We start from the raw sequence: 16,260 nt of genomic DNA, 5'->3' as shown, positions 1-16,260 counted from the left end.
GCCAGATCGAGTCTTATTTATCCCTGGTTTCTGTGATATGCATCACACTCGCCCGGGTCAGTCGAGGTTCCCCAGCCGGGCGTCCTGCCACAGGTCGACGCCGCCGTCGGTGGCGTACGTGTCGATCTCGGCCAGCTCCTCGTCGGTGAAGTCGAGGTTGTCCAGCGCCGCCACGTTCTGCTCCAGCTGCTCGGTCCGGGAGGCGCCGATGACCAGGGAGGTCACCCGCTGGTCGCGCAGCGCCCAGGCGAGCGCCAGCTGGGCCAGGGTCTGTCCGCGCCGGGCGGCGATGTCGTTCAGCGCGCGCAGCCGGCGCCGCACGTCCTCGGTCAGCCAGGAGCGGTCGAACGACGTCCCGCGCGCCGCCCGCGAGTCCCCCGGGACCCCGTCCAGGTAGCGGCCGGTCAGCAGGCCCTGGGCGAGCGCCGTGAAGCCGATGACGCCGAACCCCTCCTCCTGTGCCACGTCCAGCAGGCCGTCGGTCTCGATCCAGCGGTTGAACATGTTGTACGAGGGCTGGTGGATCAGCAGCGGCGTGCCGAGGTCGCGCAGGATCGCGGCGGCCTGCCGGGTGCGCTCCGCGTCGTAGGAGGAGATGCCGACGTACAGCGCCTTGCCCTGGCGCACGGCCGTGTCGAGGGCGCCCATCGTCTCCTCCAGCGGCGTGCTCGCGTCCAGCCGGTGGGAGTAGAAGATGTCCACGTAGTCCACGCCCATCCGGCGCAGCGACTGGTCCAGCGAGGCCAGCAGGTACTTGCGGGACCCGCCGCCCTGCCCGTAGGGGCCCGGCCACATGTCCCAGCCCGCCTTGGTGGAGATCACCATCTCGTCGCGGTACGGCGCGAGGTCCCGCCGCATCAGCCGGCCGAAGTTGACCTCCGCCGAGCCGTACGGCGGGCCGTAGTTGTTCGCCAGGTCGTGGTGGGTGATCCCGAGGTCGAAGGCGCGCAGGGCGATCTCGCGCTGGGTCTCGAAGGGGCGGTCGTCGCCGAAGTTGTGCCAGTAGCCCAGGGACAGGACCGGCAGGTCCAGGCCCGAGCGGCCGGTGCGCCGGTAGCGCATGGCGCCGTCGTAGCGAGCGGGGTCCGCGACGTGGGTCATCGGGTCTTCTCCGGGTGGTGCGGTAGGGGGTGCCCCCGGGTGTGTGAGGGGGTCTGTCCACCCTGCTCCGAGGTGATCCACAAGTCCAATTGCGCACCCGGATGGGATTGAGCGGGTCTGTTTCTGAATGGGGTCGCGCGAGAGGCGGGGCCCACCGGGTGCGGTGCCAGGTCTGTCGGATCCTACGAACTTCACCCGGGTCGGGTTACCGGCGCCCCACGGCTCTGATAGGAAACTTTCCTACCAGTACTCGTAACGCCTTCGCACTGGTCCGACTCGCCACCCCCCACCCTCACTTGGAGCTCCCTGTGGCGCACTCACACCGCGAGACAGCCCCCGCCCGCCTCTCCCGCCGCGCCCTCGTCGCCGCCCTCGGTGCCGTGGCCGCCGGTGCCGCGCTCGGCGTCCAGCGCGCCACCACGGCGCAGGCGGCCTCCGCGCCCGGTCTCGACGACCCGGCGAAGAAGGAGATCGCGATGAAGCTGGTGTCGAGCGCGGAGAACTCCTCGCTCGACTGGAAGGCCCAGTACAAGTACATCGAGGACATCGGCGACGGCCGCGGCTACACCGCCGGCATCATCGGGTTCTGCTCCGGCACCGGCGACATGCTCGACCTCGTCACGCTCTACGCCGACCGCGAGCCCGGTAACGTCCTCGCCCGGTACCTGCCCGCCCTGCGCGAGGTGAACGGCACCGACTCGCACTCCGGCCTCGACCCCGACTTCCCCAGGGACTGGCGCAGGGCCGCGCGGGACACGGCGTTCCAGAAGTGCCAGGACGACGAACGCGACCGCGTGTACTTCGACCCCGCGGTCGCCCAGGGCAAGACCGACGGACTGCGCGCCCTCGGCCAGTTCTGCTACTACGACGCCCTCGTCATGCACGGCGACGGCGGCGACCCCACCAGCTTCCGCAACATCAGGAAGCGCGCCCTGCGCACCGCCGAGCCGCCGGCGCGGGGCGGCGACGAGACGGCGTACCTCAACGCCTTTCTCGACGCCCGGGTATGGGCCATGAAGCAGGAGGAGGCCCACAGCGACACCACCCGCGTCGACACCGAACAGCGCGTCTTCCTGCGCAGGGGCAACCTCGACCTGAGGACCCCGCTCGACTGGAAGGTGTACGGCGACAGTTACCACATCGGCTGACGGCCGTCCGGGGCTACGGGGTCCGCGGCGGGCCGGCGGGCGCGGGCGCCACGGCCCCCGCGGCGATCCCGGCGGCCTGCCGCGCCGTGATCCGCTGGATCACGGCGACCGCCAGGACGGCCGCCGCGCCGTAGAGGACCTCCGCCGCCACCTCCGCGGGCAGCGACCCGCCTACGCCGTACCAGGTACTTGTCGGGGCGAACAAGACATGTGCCACCCAGACCCCCCACCAGACGTTCACCAGCGCGTCCGAACGCGCGGCGGCACCGTCGCCGGGAGTGCTCGCGCGCAGCACGTCCTGCACCAGGACCCGCGGCACCCAGAGGTTGACCACGGGTATCAGCCAGGCGAGGACGCCCCAGGCGGGAGAGAAGCCCTTCACCGTGCCGTGGGAGAGGAGGTGGGCGTTGCGCCGGCAGCGGGCGAACCACACCAGGAACACCGCGGCCGAAAGCATCGTCCCCCACACGAGGACCGGCGTGAACCAGGCCCCAACGGGCAACGCGTGGCGCGGCCGGGGGCCGACGGACACCGCCCGCGCCAGGTCGACGGCGACCACCGCCACCACGGCGACCTGCGCGCACCGCGCGGCAATCCAGGGGGCTCCGGGGACGGGTGCGGTCATGGTGGCAGGCCTGTCTGTGAAGCGCCCCGCGCGGGTGGCGGGGACGGCACGGAGATCGAAGGATCATAAGGCGCACTCGCGCGTCATGCTCCTGACGAGGAAAGATGGGCGGGAGCGAGCGACCGAAACCGACGCGGAGGAACGCATCCATGGCGCACGAGCGAGCCGGCCGGCCGGCCGGTCCTGAGGACCTTGTCGATGTGGCGAGGCTGGTCACGGCGTACTACGCGCTGCACCCGGACCCGGCCGACCCGGCGCAGCGGGTGGCCTTCGGGACCTCGGGGCACCGGGGCTCGTCCCTGGCGAGCGCCTTCAACGAGGACCACATCGCCGCCACCAGCCAGGCCATCTGCGAGTACCGCGCCGGACAGGGCATCGACGGCCCGCTGTTCCTGGGCGCCGACACGCACGCCCTGTCGGAGCCCGCGAAGGTCACCGCGCTGGAGGTGTTCGCCGCCAACGAGGTGACCGTGCTCATCGACAGCGCGGACGGCTACACGCCCACCCCCGCCGTCTCGCACGCCATCCTCGCCCACAACCGGGGCCGCACCACGGGGCTCGCGGACGGCGTCGTCGTCACCCCCTCGCACAACCCGCCCGCCGACGGCGGCTTCAAGTACAACCCGCCGAGCGGCGGGCCGGCCGCCTCCGACGCCACCTCCTGGATCCAGGACCGCGCCAACGAGATCATCACCGGCGGTCTGAAGGACGTGCGACGGCTGCCGTACGCCCGCGCGCTCGCCGCCGACACCACCGGCCGCTACGACTTCCTGGGCACCTACGTCGGCGACCTGCCGAGCGTGCTGGACCTCGACGCCATCCGCGCGGCCGGGGTGCGCATCGGCGCCGACCCGCTCGGCGGCGCCTCCGTCGCCTACTGGGGCCGGATCGCCGAACAGCACCGCATCGACCTCACGGTGGTCAATCCGCACACCGACCCCACCTGGCGGTTCATGACGCTGGACTGGGACGGCCAGATCCGCATGGACTGCTCCTCGCCCTACGCGATGGCCTCGCTGATCGAGCAGCGCGAGAAGTACCGCATCGCCACGGGCAACGACGCCGACGCCGACCGGCACGGCATCGTCACCCCGGACGCGGGCCTGATGAACCCCAACCACTACCTCGCGGTCGCCATCGACTACCTCTACCGGCACCGCGAGCTGTGGTCCGCCGAGGCGGGCGTCGGCAAGACCCTGGTGTCCTCCACGATGATCGACCGGGTCGCCGCCGACCTCGGCCGCCGCCTGGTGGAAGTGCCCGTCGGCTTCAAGTGGTTCGTGGACGGACTGGTCGGCGGCGACCTCGGCTTCGGCGGCGAGGAGTCGGCCGGCGCCTCCTTCCTGCGCCGGGACGGCTCGGTGTGGACCACCGACAAGGACGGCATCATCCTCGCCCTGCTCGCCTCCGAGATCACCGCCGTCACGGACAAGACCCCGTCCCAGCACTACGCGGGCCTGACCGCCCGCTTCGGCGAGCCCGCCTACGCCCGTATCGACGCCCCCGCGACCCGCGAACAGAAGGCCCTGCTCGGCAAGTTGTCGCCGGCCCAGGTCACCGCGGACACCCTCGCCGGGGAGCCGGTCACCGCCGTGCTCACCGAGGCGCCCGGCAACGGGGCCGCCATCGGCGGCATCAAGGTCACCACCGACAACGCCTGGTTCGCCGCCCGGCCCTCCGGCACCGAGGACGTCTACAAGGTGTACGCCGAGTCCTTCCTCGGCCCGGACCACCTGGCCCGGGTGCAGGAGGAGGCGCGCGCGGTGGTGCAGAGCGCGCTGGGCGGCTGAGCGCAGGCCCCTTCCCGAACGCGGTCCGCGGCGGCCCCCGACGCACCGTCGGAGGCCGCCGCGCCGGGCTCAGCGGTGCCCGTGGTCCCCCGCGAGCCGGTCCACGACCGCCCGCGCCATGGCCTCCTCGCCCCGGGCGTTGGGATGGGCCGGGGCCGCGGGCGCGGCCGGCTGGAGCGGCTCGATCCAGCGGTCCGCCGGAGCCTTGCACATGTCGTGCCCGACCGTCGGGCCGTACGTGTCCACGTACTCCGCCCGGTTGTGGGCCGCCACCGTGCGCAGCATCAGGTCCAGCCGCTTCTCGGTGTCCCGCAGATACGCGACGTCACCCTGGGCGAAGGGGACCTGCGGGAAGCAGCCCACGCCGTCGTCGGGCAGCAGGTCGGGGTAGCCGACGACCACGACCCGGGCGTGCGGCGCCCGCGCGTGCACGGCCCGCAGCACCTCCGCGATCCTCGGCGCGGTCTGCCGTACCGCGAGCGCCAACCGGTCCTGCCCGGACGCCTCGTAGGCACGCTCGCACGGGTTGCCCGTCGGGTCCTGGACACCGAGCCGGGCACATGTGCCGATGATGGTGCCGAACCCGACGTCGTTGCCGCCGATCTGGAGCGACACCAGGTCCGTGTCCCTTGACACGGCGTCGAGTTGGGGCGGGTTGCCGCCCTGGGCCTGCCACATCTGCACGGTCGTCGCGCCCGAGCAGCTGGCGTCGGTGAAGGTGCTCGCCTCCTCCCGGTCCGCCACCAGGGAGGGGTAGTCGTGGTCGGAACGGGCGCAGTCGGCGTCCACCTGGGTGGGTATGCCGGGCCCCGAGGTGTAGGAGTCGCCGAGCGCCACGTAGTCGAGGCGGTGCCCGTGTCCGGCCGGATGCGCGGCGGCCGGTGCGGTGGACGCGGCGACCAGGGCGCAACCGCCCACCGCCGCCGCCAGCACCGCGGCCCGCCGCCGGGCTCTCGCCCCGTCCGCCGTACGTCCGTCGTTCGTCATGGTTCCCCCTGGGACCGGTACCCGGCGCGGACGGCGGCGCCATGGCGCGGCCCTCACGCGGCTGACCGGGCCTGTATACCGTTCGGCAGGTCCCGCCGACCAGAAGCGGGAGCCCACGAGTTCGGGGGAGCGCGGCGGGGAGCCGCTGGTGGGGCGCGGTGCCGGCGGCGGTGGACGGCCCCGCGCCCCGGCGTCAGACGCCGGATGCCGCCGGGGCCTCCCGGAGCAGTGAGTCGTCCTCCGGACGGGCCCCGGACAGCCGGTGGCGTGCCGCGATCAGAGCCATGTCGACATCCCGCGTGCCGGTGGCCACGCACAGCGTGTACGAGACGTCGGCGAGCCGCTGTCGCGCCCTCGGCGTGCTCTCCTCCGCGCCGAGCAGAGCGAGGGTCTCGTACTGGGCGATGAGGTCTTTCAGTACGGCGGGGTGCGCCATCAGCATGGGGTCGGCCTCCTGGTGTGTCGCCGATGTACGACGTCGCAAGCGCGACTACCCGCGCCGGCGCCCGGCATGCCACTTTGGTGGTCCCCTCCGCGCCGTCCGTACCATCCGTGCGGTCCGTGCCGGACAGGCGGACGGGTACGTCACTCGGACGGGTGCCCGTGTGCCGGTCGTGCCCCCGCGGCCGTACTCCTTCGCTGATCATGCCCGTGTGAGTCTGCACACCCGAAGTGCCGTACCGCGCCGGGTCGTTCCCGCCGTGCTCGGCACCCTCAGTGTCCTGTCCCTGCTGTCCGCCCTGCCCGCGGCCGCGCAGCCCGCGCACGCGGGTGCCCGGGCCGCCGCGCAGCCGCCCCGGCGGGCCACCGCCGCCGAGGCGCGCACCGACGCCTATCTCCGCTCGGTCAAGGACCGGCCCGCGGCCCTGCGGGAGTTCTTCCGGCGGCTCCCCAAGGGCGGGGACCTGCACAACCACCTCTCCGGCGCGGTGAACACGGACTACCTCATCGAACTGGCCGCCGAGGACGGCCTGTGCATCGACAGCGCGACGATGACCGCGGTCGCCCCGCCCTGCGGCACCGGCACCCGCCCCGCCGCCGACGCCCGCACCGACCGCGCCTTCCACGACGCGATCGTGCGTGCCTGGTCGATGCAGGACTTCCCGCCCGACGAGAACGGGCACGACCACTTCTTCGACACCTTCGGCAAGTTCGGCGAGGTCACCTGGCGGCACCGGGGCAAGCTGCTCGCCCAGGTCGCCGACACCGTCGTCGCCGACAACCAGTCCTACCTGGAGACGATGGTCACCCCGGCCTCCGACGGCGCGAAGAAGCTCGCCGACACGGTCGGCTGGGACGACGACCTCGCCGCCCTGCACCGCAAGCTGGTCGCGGGCGGCAAACTGGACCGACTGGTCGCCGACGCCCGCAAGGAGGCCGACGACGGCGACGCCGAGTTCCGCGCCACCGAGCACTGCGGCACGTCCGGCGCCCGGCCCGCCTGCGGGCTCACCGTCCGCTGGATCTCCCAGGCGTCCCGCGGCAGTTCACCGGTGCGGGTCTTCACCCAGCTGGACCTCGGCATGCGGCTCGCCGAGGCGGACCGGCGCTTCGTCGCCGTCAACCTGGTGCAGCCCGAGGACGGGGACAGCTCGCTGCAGAACTACAGCCTCCAGATGCGCGTGGTCGGCTATCTGCGCACGCAGTACCCGAAGGCCCATGTCACCCTGCACGCGGGCGAGCTGTGGCCCGGACTGGTCAAGCCCGAGGCGCTGAAGTTCCACATCGAGGAGGCCGTGGACGTCGCGCACACCGAGCGCGTCGGACACGGCGTCGACCTCGTGCACGAGGACGACTGGCAGCGCACCGCCCGCACCATGGCGGCCCGGCAGATCGCCGTCGAGGTGCCCTTCTCCAGCAACGCGCAGATCCTCGGCGTCAAGGGGGCGGAGCACCCCTTCACCACGTACCGCCGCTACGGCGTCCCGGTCGTCCTCGCCACCGACGACCCCGGCGTCTCGCGCATCGACATCAGCCACGAGTACCAGTACGCGGCCGCGACCTACGGCCTCGGTTACCCCGAGCTGAAGGACCTCGCCCGCGCCTCGCTCCAGTACGCCTTCCTGCCCGGCGCGAGCCTGTGGCAGGGCAACCCCACCGCCCGGGGCTACCACCCGGTCGCGGCCTGCCGTGCCGAACGTCCCGGGGAGCCCGTGCGGAGCGCGGCCTGCCGACGGCTCCTCGACGACAGTGCCAAGGCGCGCCTGGAATGGCGCCAGGAGGCCGCGTTCGCGGCGTTCGAGCGGGCGCACTCCCGGGGCTGAGGCGAGGACCGCGCCGGTCCTGCACAGGGGTTCGGCGCGGTCCCTCGGTCCATAGGGGTGCCCGCACGGGACCGGCGCGGCCGGAAGCCGATCGGCCGGGAAACGCGCCGTCGCACCACCGGCCGCCCCGGTTCCTCACCGGGCGCGGTCGGGCTTTCGCCGCCACCGCCGAGGCTTTCCCGCCTGCCGGCGCCTGGTCCGGGAGCCGCGTCGGCTCGGCACCGGCACGGTGGTGCTCGACCCCGGTGCTCGTCCGGCACCGGGGGCCCGGTTCGCGGACCTCGCCGCCACGTTCGAGGGACACCGGTCAACGGATGTCTCGGCGTTCACCCGGCCCTCTTGGGCGCGCGCGGACCGTCCGAGCGGCCCTGCCGCCTCGTCCACGGAGGCCGCGGGCCGGTGACCGGTGAAGGCCCCAACCCCTGGGCGGCGTTGACGACGGAGCCGGCCCTCGCGGACGGTGTGCGAGGCTGAGCGTGATCAGTACGCGCACACCGGGGAGACCAGCACCGCCATGGCCGTCATCCACCACACCACCCTCACGCCCTCCAAGGTCGAGCTGCTCGCCGAGTGGCTGCCCGGCCGCCCCTGGTACCGCGGCGGCCCCGGCACCCCCGTCCTGGAGAAGTCCGGCGGCTTCCGGCTGGACGACCCCGAGGGCGAGGTCGGTATCGAGATCATGATCGTCACCGACGCGACGAGCCCCGAGCGGACCACCTACCTGGTGCCGCTGAGCTACCGCGGCGCGCCGCTGGAGGGCGCCGAGCACGGGCTCGTCGGCACCATGGAGCACGGCGTCCTGGGCAAGCGCTGGACGTACGACGGCCTGTGCGATCCGGTGCTGGTCACCGAACTGCTGCTGCTGATCGAGGGCAAGGCGCAGGCGATGGCCCAGAGCATCACGGACACCCCGGACCACGAGGTGACCCGCGCCTACACGGGCGGCGCGCTCCTTCTGGAGGGATTCACCCCGGCTCCGGCCGACGAGCCGGAGGGCACCCGCCTGCCCACCCCGAACGACACGGTCCTCCACGTCCACCGCGTCCTCACCCCGACGACCGCCCACCCGCCGCTCCCGGCCGAGGACGCCCTCGGCCACGTGGTCACGGGCTGGCCGGGCCCCGACGGCGACCGCCTGCGTGCGGTCCTGATGACGCTGCGCTCGGCCTGACCACGACCGGCGCCGCCCGCGACAGCCGGGCGGCGCCCGGAAACCGCGCCCCTCCACGCCGGCCTCGGCTTCCGGCGTCGGCCGCCCGGCCCCGGTCCCCGCTCCCGGCGCACTCCCGATTCCGGCCGGGCGGTCCCGATCGGCCAGGCCCTTGCGGCGCCGATCCGGGCTCGGCCCCGTCTCAGGGCTTCTGCGTGCCGGCGGTTCCGGCTTCGGTGCGAGCCGCGGCCGTCGCGGACCGGATCCCGGCCGATGCGCTGTCCCCGCCCCGGCTGCTGATTCCGGCGTTCCACCCCGGCCCCTGCTCCCCGGCGGTCCCGGTGCCTGCTTCAGGGCGTGCCCTCTGCCCGGCCGAACCGGTGGAACTGTATGGCATGGACGGGTCAAATCTGGCACTCTTTCGGCAGCCGTCGCCCCGGCCCCAGCGGGTGCGACCGGTTGCTCAGCACAGCGCTCGCGCAAGCCCCATCCGCGGCCGCCCCGGCGCACCCCGCCGGCCGGGCGGTCGTCGAGCAGGCCGGGACCCCGGCCGCCGCAAAGGAGTAGCGTGTGAGACCGACCCCCCACAAGGCCGCAGGCGTAGCCGCGCTCACCACCGCCGCACTGGCCGCCTTCTTCCTCCCCGCCGTCCCCGCCGCCGCGCACACCGCCCCCGCGTCCGCCACCGCCCGCACCTCCCCCGCGGCCGCCACGCACGCCGGGCCCGCGTCCGCGGCGGCCGACTGCACTCCCGCCCAGGTCGTCACCGACGGCGGCTTCGAGAACGGGAGTTCGGCGTGGACACCGTCCGCGTCGACCGTGATCACCAATCGCACCGGGCAGAGCTCCCACGGCGGCAGCTGGTACGCCTGGCTGGACGGCACCGGGCAGACGCGGACCGACACCCTCAGTCAGAGCGTCACCATCCCGAGTGGCTGCGCCACCGCGACCCTCACCTTCTGGCTGCACGTCGACACCGCCGAGACGACGTCCGGCACGGCCTACGACAAGCTGACCGCCAAGATCGGCAGCACCACCCTGGCCAGTTGGTCCAACCTGGACAAGAACAGCGGCTACGCGCAGAAGTCGTTCGACGTGTCGTCCTTCGCCGGGCAGACGGTGACCCTGTCCTTCACCGGCACCGAGGACTCCAGCCTCCAGACCAGCTTCGTGCTGGACGACATCGCCCTCGACACCTCCGGCGGCACCACGCCCCCGGCCACCGACACCACCCGCACCCCCGCCGCCCCCTCGTACACCGTGAACCTGAGCAGCGACACGAGCGGCAGCACCTGGACCGGGCACGAGAGCGCGACGTTCACCAACGCCTCCGCCACCGCGCTGAACGAGGTCTACCTGCGGCTGTGGGACAACTACCACGGCACCTGCGACGCGATGCCCGTCAAGGTCGGCAACGTCACCGGTGGCACCGCCGGCGACCTCTCCGTGGCCTGCACCGCTCTGAAGATCACCCTGCCCGCCCCGCTCGCCCAGGGACAGAGCGCCACCATCGGCTTCGACCTCGGCATCACCGTGCCGAGCGGCGCCGACCGCTTCGGGCACGACGGCGCGTACAACTTCATCGGCAACGCGCTGCCCGTCCTCGCCGTCCGGGACGCCGCGGGCTGGCACCTGGATCCGTACACCGACAACGGCGAGGCCTTCTACTCCCTGGCCGCCGATTTCAAGGTCACCCTCGACCACCCGAGCAGCCTGCTGGTCCCGGCCACCGGCACCTCCACCGACACCCCCGGCACGAGCGGTCGCACCGTCACCACGGCCACCGCATCCCAGGTCCGTGACTTCGCCTGGGCCGCCGGGCCCTTCACCAGGATCTCCGGCACCTCGCCGGCCGGCGTCGCGGTGAACGTCTACTCCGTCTCCGGCATCAGCTCCACCAGCGCCCAGTCGATGCTCAGCACCGCCAAGTCCGCCGTCGACGCCCACGCCGCCCGCTTCGGCGCCTACCCGTACGGCGAACTCGACGCGGTCCTCGACAACAACTTCTGGTTCGGCGGGATGGAGTACCCCGGCTTCGTCCTCGACCTGGTCAGCAGCACCGCGCTCACCCATGAGATCGCCCACCAGTGGTGGTACGGCATCGTCGGCGACGACGAGTACAACAACCCCTGGCTGGACGAGTCGTTCGCCGACTACTCGACCGACCTCGCCCAGGGCAACACCGGCACCAACTGCTGGAACAGCGTCTCCTGGGCCTCCAGCACGGAGAAGATCACCAACTCGATGGCGTACTGGGACGCCCACTCCTCCCGCTACTCCACCGTGGTCTACGGCTACGGCAAATGCGCGCTGCACGACCTCCGGCGCCTCCTCGGCGACACCGCCATGGCCAAGCTGCTGAAGGACTACGCGACCGCGCACTGGTACGGCGTGTCGACCACGGCCGACTTCAAGGCCGCGGCCCAGGCCGCCACCAGCACGGACCTGACCTCCTTCTGGACCCAGCACCGCATCGACGGCTGACGGGCGCCGGCCGGCCGTGGGGACCTCCCCCCTGGCCGGCCGGCGGCCACCCGGATGGCCCAACCCCGCCGGTAGCCGCCTTCGTTGGGCGGAACCCGGAGTGCGGTGCGGCCGGATGCCGGGTCAGATGGAAGCCGTGCGAAGCTCGATACCCCTTACCAGGGGCCGCTCACGCCTGACCGTCACCGGCGTGCTGACCGGCCTCCTCCTCACCCTGTCCGTCCCGGCGGCCGTGCCCCGAAGCGGCGCCGTGACCCCCGAGCGGGGCAGTGCCTACATGGGCATGGGCGTCGTCGCCCACGACGGTTCCGCCACCGGCGCCGCCACTGACTCGCTCTCCGACTCCCGCACCGGCCAGACCGAGGGCGTGGACGTCTCCAGCTACCAGCGCGACGTCGCCTGGTCGACCCTGTACGGCAGTGGGGTGCGCTGGGCGTACACCAAGGCCACGGAAGGAACGTCGTACCAGAACGCCTACTTCACCCAGCAGTACACCGGCTCCTCCGACGTCGGCATCGTGCGCGGCGCCTACCACTTCGCCACCCCCGACTCCACCGACGGCGCCGCCCAGGCGGACTACTTCGTGAACCACGGCGGCGGCTGGTCGGCGGACGGCAAGACGCTGCCCGGGGTCCTCGACATCGAGTGGAACCCGTACGGCGACGACTGCTACGGCAAGTCGAAGAGCCAGATGGTCACCTGGATCCGTGACTTCCTCGATCGCTACAAGGCCCGTACCGGCCGTGCCGCGGTGATCTACACGGCCACCAACTGGTGGACCATGTGCACCGGGAACTACGCCGGTTTCAGCAGCAGTCCGCTGTGGATCGCCCGCTACGCCTCGACGGCGGGCACCCTCCCGGCGGGCTGGTCCTCCTACACGATGTGGCAGTACACCTCCACCGGCAAGACGGTGGGCGACCACGACCGCTTCAACGGCGGCAAGGAGCAACTCGACAACTTCGCGGCCGGCTGACCCCGCTATCCTGAGCCCGGCTGCCGCGCCCCGCGGCCGTCGACCAGGGGGAGGAGGCCCGATGGCGTTCGGTGCGCCCGATCTGCTGCCCGGCGAGGCCGTGCGGCTCAGCAAGAACGCGAACGCCGTCGTCTCGGTGGACGCGTCGGGGCTGAGCCGGTTCGCCTTCGACCAGCTGATGTGGACGGTCGGCATGGCGGGCAGGGAGGCGATCGGTGGCAAGCTGCACGTCACCGATCACCGGCTCGTCTTCGACGCCCACCCGGTCAACCGTCTGCGCGGCCGGTTCAGCATCTTCCTGCCCCTGATCACCGACGTCCGGGACACCTCGCGCGGCATCAAGAAGCAGATCCAGGTCTCCACGGGGACCCAGCAGTTCACCTTCGTCGTCTGGGGTGTGCCCCGGCTGATCGCCACCATCGACCACTTCCGACGCGCGGTCACCCCGGAGCAGGCCCGCCGGCTGGCCGGCGTCGCGCTCGCCGACTACGCCCGGGTGGGCGAGGGCCTGCGGATCGCGCCGGGCATCGAGGCCGCCAACATCGCCCTGCGCGAGGCCCTGCCGGCCGTCCACGCCCTCCGCTCCGCCATCACCCCTTCCCTGAACCCCGTCGAACTGGCGGGCGCCCTGGGCCTGCTGGAACTCCTCGACCGCCTGGAACGGGACGCCCGGTAGGCTCGCGACGTGGCGCGCGTCGAGATCCTCCAGATCGCCGGGCTCGTCGCCGCGGCGCTGCGCTGAGCCACCCGGGCCGACACGACGGCGGCGCCGCCTCCCTGGGACGGGGAGGCGGCGCCGCTCTGCTTCACACGCCCTGCGGCGTCAGACCAGCCACCCGACGAGGTTGATGAGGCCGGCGAGGACGTTCGTGAGGATGTTCATGGTCGTGCTGCTCCTTGCAATATAGCTATGAGTGGGACCTGTGCTCGGACACGGTCTGCAGCCCGCCGCTCGCACAACGTAAGTATCACCTGGTCGGCGTAGTCACAGGGGCCGCGGGAGCCAGGGTCACCCATTCGGAGGAGCGGATGGTCTCGTGTTCGGATCGTGTCGGGGTCGGGGTCGGGGGTCGGGGGTCCGAGGTCCGAGGTCCGGGGGTTACGGGATTCCCGGGTTCCGGCGTCGCTCACGGCGGCACGGCCCGCAGCGCCCGCAGCACCGTCCACGCCACCGAGATCAGCGGAACCGCGACGACCGCGCCGATCACCCCCGCCACGATGCTGCCCGCGATCACGGACACGGCGACGACCAGCGGATGCAGCTGCACCGCCCAGCTCATCACCACCGGGTGCAGTACATGCCCCTCCAACTGGCCGATCACCACGATGAGCGCCAGCACGGCGAGCGCGGTGAGCGGACCCCGACCGGCCAGCGCGACCACCGTGGCGACCGCGAGCGCCACCGGCGAGCCCACCAGCGGCACGAACGCGGCGAAGAACTCCAGCAGGGTCAGCGGCAGCGCCAGCGGCACCCGCAGCGCCAGCAGCGCCACGCCCACCAGGACGGCGTTGGTGGCGGCCACGATGATGATGCCGCGCGTGTACCCGGCGAAGGTCCGCCAGGCCGCCCGCCCCGCCCGGTCCCAGGCCGGCCGCGCCCTGGCCGGCAGCAACTCCTCGCGCACCCAGCCCCACAGCCGCTCCCCGGAGTGGATGAAGAACACCGAGGCGAACAGCGCCAGCGCCCCGCCGGCCACCAGCTCCACCACCCGGCCGAGCCCGCTGACGGCACTGCTGAGCAGCTTTGAGCGGTGTGCGCTGATGTAGTCCGTCACCTGACGTTCGAGCGCGGCGAGCCGGCCGGGGCTGAGCCGGAACGGCGGCCGTTGCAGCCACTCCTCGATCTGGTGCACGCCACCGCGGAACTCGCCCGCCAGCCTGGGCGATTCGCCCGCCACCGCGTTGCCCACCAGCGCGAGCAGGGCGAGCAGCAGCAGCAGACTGCCCACCAGCGCGATCGCGACGGCCGGCGGCCGCGGCAGGAACCGGCTCAGCAGATCGGCGAGCGGGCGCAGCACCGAGGTGATGACCAGGGCCAGGAAGAGGGCGCCGGCGATCAGCTGGAAGCTGCCGAGGACGCTGAAGACGCCGTAGACGACGATGCCGACGAGGATGAGCCGCCAGGCGTAGGCCGCGGCGACGCGCAGCCAGGGCACGGTGCGTTCGGGCAACGGCTCCCGCGGCTCGGGGCGCGGGGAGGCCGCGAGCCGTACGGAGTACGCCGGCCGGCTGCCGAGCGCCGCGCGGCCCGCCCGGCGCCCGCCTCCCTCCGGTCCGGCCGCCCGCCGACGCGCATCACCCACCATCGCTCCCGTCCCACGCTCCTGGGAGCACCGTAAGCACAGGCCCGGGTGGGCGGCCCGTCCAGCGCCCGCGCCCGGGTCACGCGAGCAGGACCAGCTCCGGCGGCGGGCCCACCACCTCCGCGACCGTCCGCCGGTACACCGACCACGCCATCTGCGGACAGCTGTGCAGCCCCTCCGCGCGCAGCAGCAGGCAGGGGCCCCGAAACACGCCCGGCCGCCACCGCCGCGTGCCGGGCCTCGGTGCCGCCGCGCCCGATGCCGAGCGCCCCGACCGCCGGGCGGCCGCCGCCGACCGCCGCTCGCGGTACGGCGGCGCCGGGTCCGGCGGATACCTCCGGTACTCCCGCTCGTCCCCGGGAACGCAGGCCGCGGCACGGTCACCGGCGCGCTTCTTCGACTCGGCCAAGGGGCGCCGGTCAGCACGTACGCAGGAGATGTGGCAGGAGCCGAGTGATGTGACAGTGGACGTGGGCCACGCGGCCCTGGTGCGGGTGGTCACAGGACCTTCACAGCCCTCCCGGGTGGGTGGCCCGTGCCGGGGCACTCGCGGGGTGTCGTCGGCCAGGAGGGGGTACCTCCAGTGATCACCGTCGCGGTTCTGCTGCTCCCCGTTCTCAGCCTGCTGCTGTTCGGTCTCGATCAGGTCGAGGACCGATGGGTGACCCGCCCGTCGAAACCCCGTACCGCCCGCGTGCGCAGGCGCCGCCGGATCTGGCCGGGGCGCCGCTGACCGCCCGGGGCGGGGCCGGCCGGGGGAGGCGGGGAGTGCCGTCGGCGGCGGCGAACCTGCCGGGCGGAGGGCGAAGAGGTCCGCCCCTGCTCAGCGGCCCGCCTCCCCGCCCTCGCTCGCCCGCCCCACCGGCAGCAGCTCCCGGATGTCCGCGGGCAGCGCGCCCGCCATCCGCTCGGTCAGTTCCGGGGCGAGGGCGGCGTCCAGGACCTCCAGTACGGCGGCGGCCTCCCGTATCGCCGTGTCCTCGTCGGTGCCCGCCCGGTCGGCGATGCGCCCGGCGAAGGCGGTCAGCCCGAACCGCTCGCCCGACGTGCCCGAACCGTGCGCGCCCACCGCGCCGGCGTCCGCGGCCCGCCGCATCGCGTCGGCCATGTCGGGCGGCAGCTGGGCGGCCACGTGGCGGGCAAGCCCGGACGGGAGCCGCTCCGACAGCGTCGTCACGACCGCGTGCGCGGCCCGCTCGGCGGTGCCCCGGTCGGGCAGCTGGGCGAGCGCCTGCACCTTTCCGATCATCTCGTCGTGCCGCATGAGTCCGTCCCCTTCCCCACGCATCCCCCACGCACAGGTACGGGGCCCGAGTACCCCCGTCGCGGCGGATGCCGACGGCGACGGCCATGCTTCTCCGGCCCGCCTGACGCCGGAACTCTTCCAGGACGAGGGCGTGCTCGACGCGGAGCCGGCCGCGCGGCGGACGAG

Annotated in this window: 15 protein-coding genes and 1 pseudogene; 9 read left to right on the top strand and 7 right to left on the bottom strand. The window is 73.1% G+C overall.

The features are described from left to right. Positions 1 to 57: 57 nt before the first annotated feature. On the bottom strand, positions 58 to 1,101 hold the full coding sequence (gene mgrA / locus ACWDD7_RS27005) for an L-glyceraldehyde 3-phosphate reductase (RefSeq protein WP_450459318.1): 1,044 nt from the start codon (positions 1,099 to 1,101) through the stop codon (positions 58 to 60). A 308-nt stretch (positions 1,102 to 1,409) separates the two neighbouring features. On the opposite strand from mgrA, the gene ACWDD7_RS27000 reads away from it, so the two are divergent. Then, complete coding sequence (locus ACWDD7_RS27000; RefSeq protein ID WP_450459316.1) at positions 1,410 to 2,249, top strand: chitosanase; 840 nt, start codon at positions 1,410 to 1,412, stop codon at positions 2,247 to 2,249. Positions 2,250 to 2,262: 13 nt separating this feature from the next. On the opposite strand, the gene ACWDD7_RS26995 is transcribed toward ACWDD7_RS27000, so the two are convergent. Continuing rightward, a complete protein-coding gene (locus ACWDD7_RS26995; protein ID WP_450459314.1) occupies positions 2,263 to 2,874 on the bottom strand; it encodes a DUF4328 domain-containing protein in 612 nt (203 codons plus the stop codon). Positions 2,875 to 3,023: 149 nt separating this feature from the next. Here ACWDD7_RS26995 and pgm point away from each other — a divergent pair, with 149 nt between their 5' ends. Beyond that, positions 3,024 to 4,664, top strand: a complete 1,641-nt coding sequence (gene pgm, locus ACWDD7_RS26990) for a phosphoglucomutase (alpha-D-glucose-1,6-bisphosphate-dependent) (RefSeq protein WP_392214164.1) — start codon at positions 3,024 to 3,026, stop codon at positions 4,662 to 4,664. Between the two features lie 69 nt (positions 4,665 to 4,733). On the opposite strand, the gene ACWDD7_RS26985 is transcribed toward pgm, so the two are convergent. Next, positions 4,734 to 5,651 (bottom strand): SGNH/GDSL hydrolase family protein, encoded by a 918-nt coding sequence (locus tag ACWDD7_RS26985; RefSeq protein ID WP_450459312.1) that lies wholly within the window; start codon positions 5,649 to 5,651, stop codon positions 4,734 to 4,736. 193 nt (positions 5,652 to 5,844) lie between these two features. After that, positions 5,845 to 6,093 (bottom strand): DUF5133 domain-containing protein, encoded by a 249-nt coding sequence (locus tag ACWDD7_RS26980; RefSeq protein WP_351881368.1) that lies wholly within the window; start codon positions 6,091 to 6,093, stop codon positions 5,845 to 5,847. 211 nt (positions 6,094 to 6,304) lie between these two features. Between ACWDD7_RS26980 and ACWDD7_RS26975 the strand changes: the two genes are divergently transcribed. From ACWDD7_RS26975 to ACWDD7_RS26950, 6 genes and pseudogenes are all read left to right on the top strand, one after another. Next, positions 6,305 to 7,915: an adenosine deaminase family protein gene (locus ACWDD7_RS26975; RefSeq protein WP_450459310.1), complete on the top strand. Its 1,611-nt coding sequence runs from the start codon at positions 6,305 to 6,307 to the stop codon at positions 7,913 to 7,915. Positions 7,916 to 8,087: 172 nt separating this feature from the next. Beyond that, a pseudogene (locus ACWDD7_RS26970) lies at positions 8,088 to 8,389 on the top strand (spherulation-specific family 4 protein); the annotation flags it as partial. 40 nt (positions 8,390 to 8,429) lie between these two features. Continuing rightward, positions 8,430 to 9,086: a maltokinase N-terminal cap-like domain-containing protein gene (locus tag ACWDD7_RS26965; protein ID WP_450459308.1), complete on the top strand. Its 657-nt coding sequence runs from the start codon at positions 8,430 to 8,432 to the stop codon at positions 9,084 to 9,086. A 549-nt stretch (positions 9,087 to 9,635) separates the two neighbouring features. Further along, entirely contained in the window at positions 9,636 to 11,549 is a 1,914-nt protein-coding gene (locus ACWDD7_RS26960; protein ID WP_450459306.1) for a M1 family aminopeptidase, read from the top strand. Positions 11,550 to 11,676: 127 nt separating this feature from the next. Continuing rightward, positions 11,677 to 12,525 carry a lysozyme gene (locus tag ACWDD7_RS26955; protein WP_450459305.1) on the top strand — a complete coding sequence of 283 codons (849 nt, stop codon included), beginning with the start codon at positions 11,677 to 11,679 and terminating at the stop codon, positions 12,523 to 12,525. A 61-nt stretch (positions 12,526 to 12,586) separates the two neighbouring features. Next, positions 12,587 to 13,201 carry a hypothetical protein gene (locus tag ACWDD7_RS26950; RefSeq protein ID WP_450459303.1) on the top strand — a complete coding sequence of 205 codons (615 nt, stop codon included), beginning with the start codon at positions 12,587 to 12,589 and terminating at the stop codon, positions 13,199 to 13,201. Positions 13,202 to 13,652: 451 nt separating this feature from the next. Here the strand turns inward: ACWDD7_RS26950 and ACWDD7_RS26945 are convergent, their stop codons facing one another. Then, positions 13,653 to 14,831: an AI-2E family transporter gene (locus tag ACWDD7_RS26945; protein ID WP_450459302.1), complete on the bottom strand. Its 1,179-nt coding sequence runs from the start codon at positions 14,829 to 14,831 to the stop codon at positions 13,653 to 13,655. 76 nt (positions 14,832 to 14,907) lie between these two features. After that, positions 14,908 to 15,237 carry a hypothetical protein gene (locus tag ACWDD7_RS26940; protein WP_450459301.1) on the bottom strand — a complete coding sequence of 110 codons (330 nt, stop codon included), beginning with the start codon at positions 15,235 to 15,237 and terminating at the stop codon, positions 14,908 to 14,910. A 174-nt stretch (positions 15,238 to 15,411) separates the two neighbouring features. Here ACWDD7_RS26940 and ACWDD7_RS26935 point away from each other — a divergent pair, with 174 nt between their 5' ends. Then, entirely contained in the window at positions 15,412 to 15,561 is a 150-nt protein-coding gene (locus tag ACWDD7_RS26935) for a hypothetical protein (RefSeq protein WP_351879584.1), read from the top strand. Positions 15,562 to 15,651: 90 nt separating this feature from the next. On the opposite strand, the gene ACWDD7_RS26930 is transcribed toward ACWDD7_RS26935, so the two are convergent. Beyond that, positions 15,652 to 16,092: a DUF2267 domain-containing protein gene (locus ACWDD7_RS26930; RefSeq protein WP_351879581.1), complete on the bottom strand. Its 441-nt coding sequence runs from the start codon at positions 16,090 to 16,092 to the stop codon at positions 15,652 to 15,654. Positions 16,093 to 16,260: the final 168 nt, after the last annotated feature.

It is taken from the genome of Streptomyces sp. NPDC001056, assembly GCF_053598955.1.
This window is presented reverse-complemented; position numbering and strand designations above follow the sequence as displayed.

Bases quoted from the DNA above. Each gene is read 5' to 3' on its own strand.
- ACWDD7_RS26945 (WP_450459302.1), bottom strand. From the start codon at position 14,831: ATGGTGGGTGATGCGCGTCGGCGGGCGGCCGGACCGGAGGGAGGCGGG.
- ACWDD7_RS26985 (WP_450459312.1), bottom strand. From the start codon at position 5,651: ATGACGAACGACGGACGTACGGCGGACGGGGCGAGAGCCCGGCGGCGG.
- ACWDD7_RS26930 (WP_351879581.1), bottom strand. From the start codon at position 16,092: ATGCGGCACGACGAGATGATCGGAAAGGTGCAGGCGCTCGCCCAGCTG.
- pgm (WP_392214164.1), top strand. From the start codon at position 3,024: ATGGCGCACGAGCGAGCCGGCCGGCCGGCCGGTCCTGAGGACCTTGTC.
- ACWDD7_RS26950 (WP_450459303.1), top strand. From the start codon at position 12,587: ATGGCGTTCGGTGCGCCCGATCTGCTGCCCGGCGAGGCCGTGCGGCTC.
- ACWDD7_RS26980 (WP_351881368.1), bottom strand. From the start codon at position 6,093: ATGCTGATGGCGCACCCCGCCGTACTGAAAGACCTCATCGCCCAGTAC.
- mgrA (WP_450459318.1), bottom strand. From the start codon at position 1,101: ATGACCCACGTCGCGGACCCCGCTCGCTACGACGGCGCCATGCGCTAC.
- ACWDD7_RS26995 (WP_450459314.1), bottom strand. From the start codon at position 2,874: ATGACCGCACCCGTCCCCGGAGCCCCCTGGATTGCCGCGCGGTGCGCG.
- ACWDD7_RS26955 (WP_450459305.1), top strand. From the start codon at position 11,677: ATGGAAGCCGTGCGAAGCTCGATACCCCTTACCAGGGGCCGCTCACGC.
- ACWDD7_RS26965 (WP_450459308.1), top strand. From the start codon at position 8,430: ATGGCCGTCATCCACCACACCACCCTCACGCCCTCCAAGGTCGAGCTG.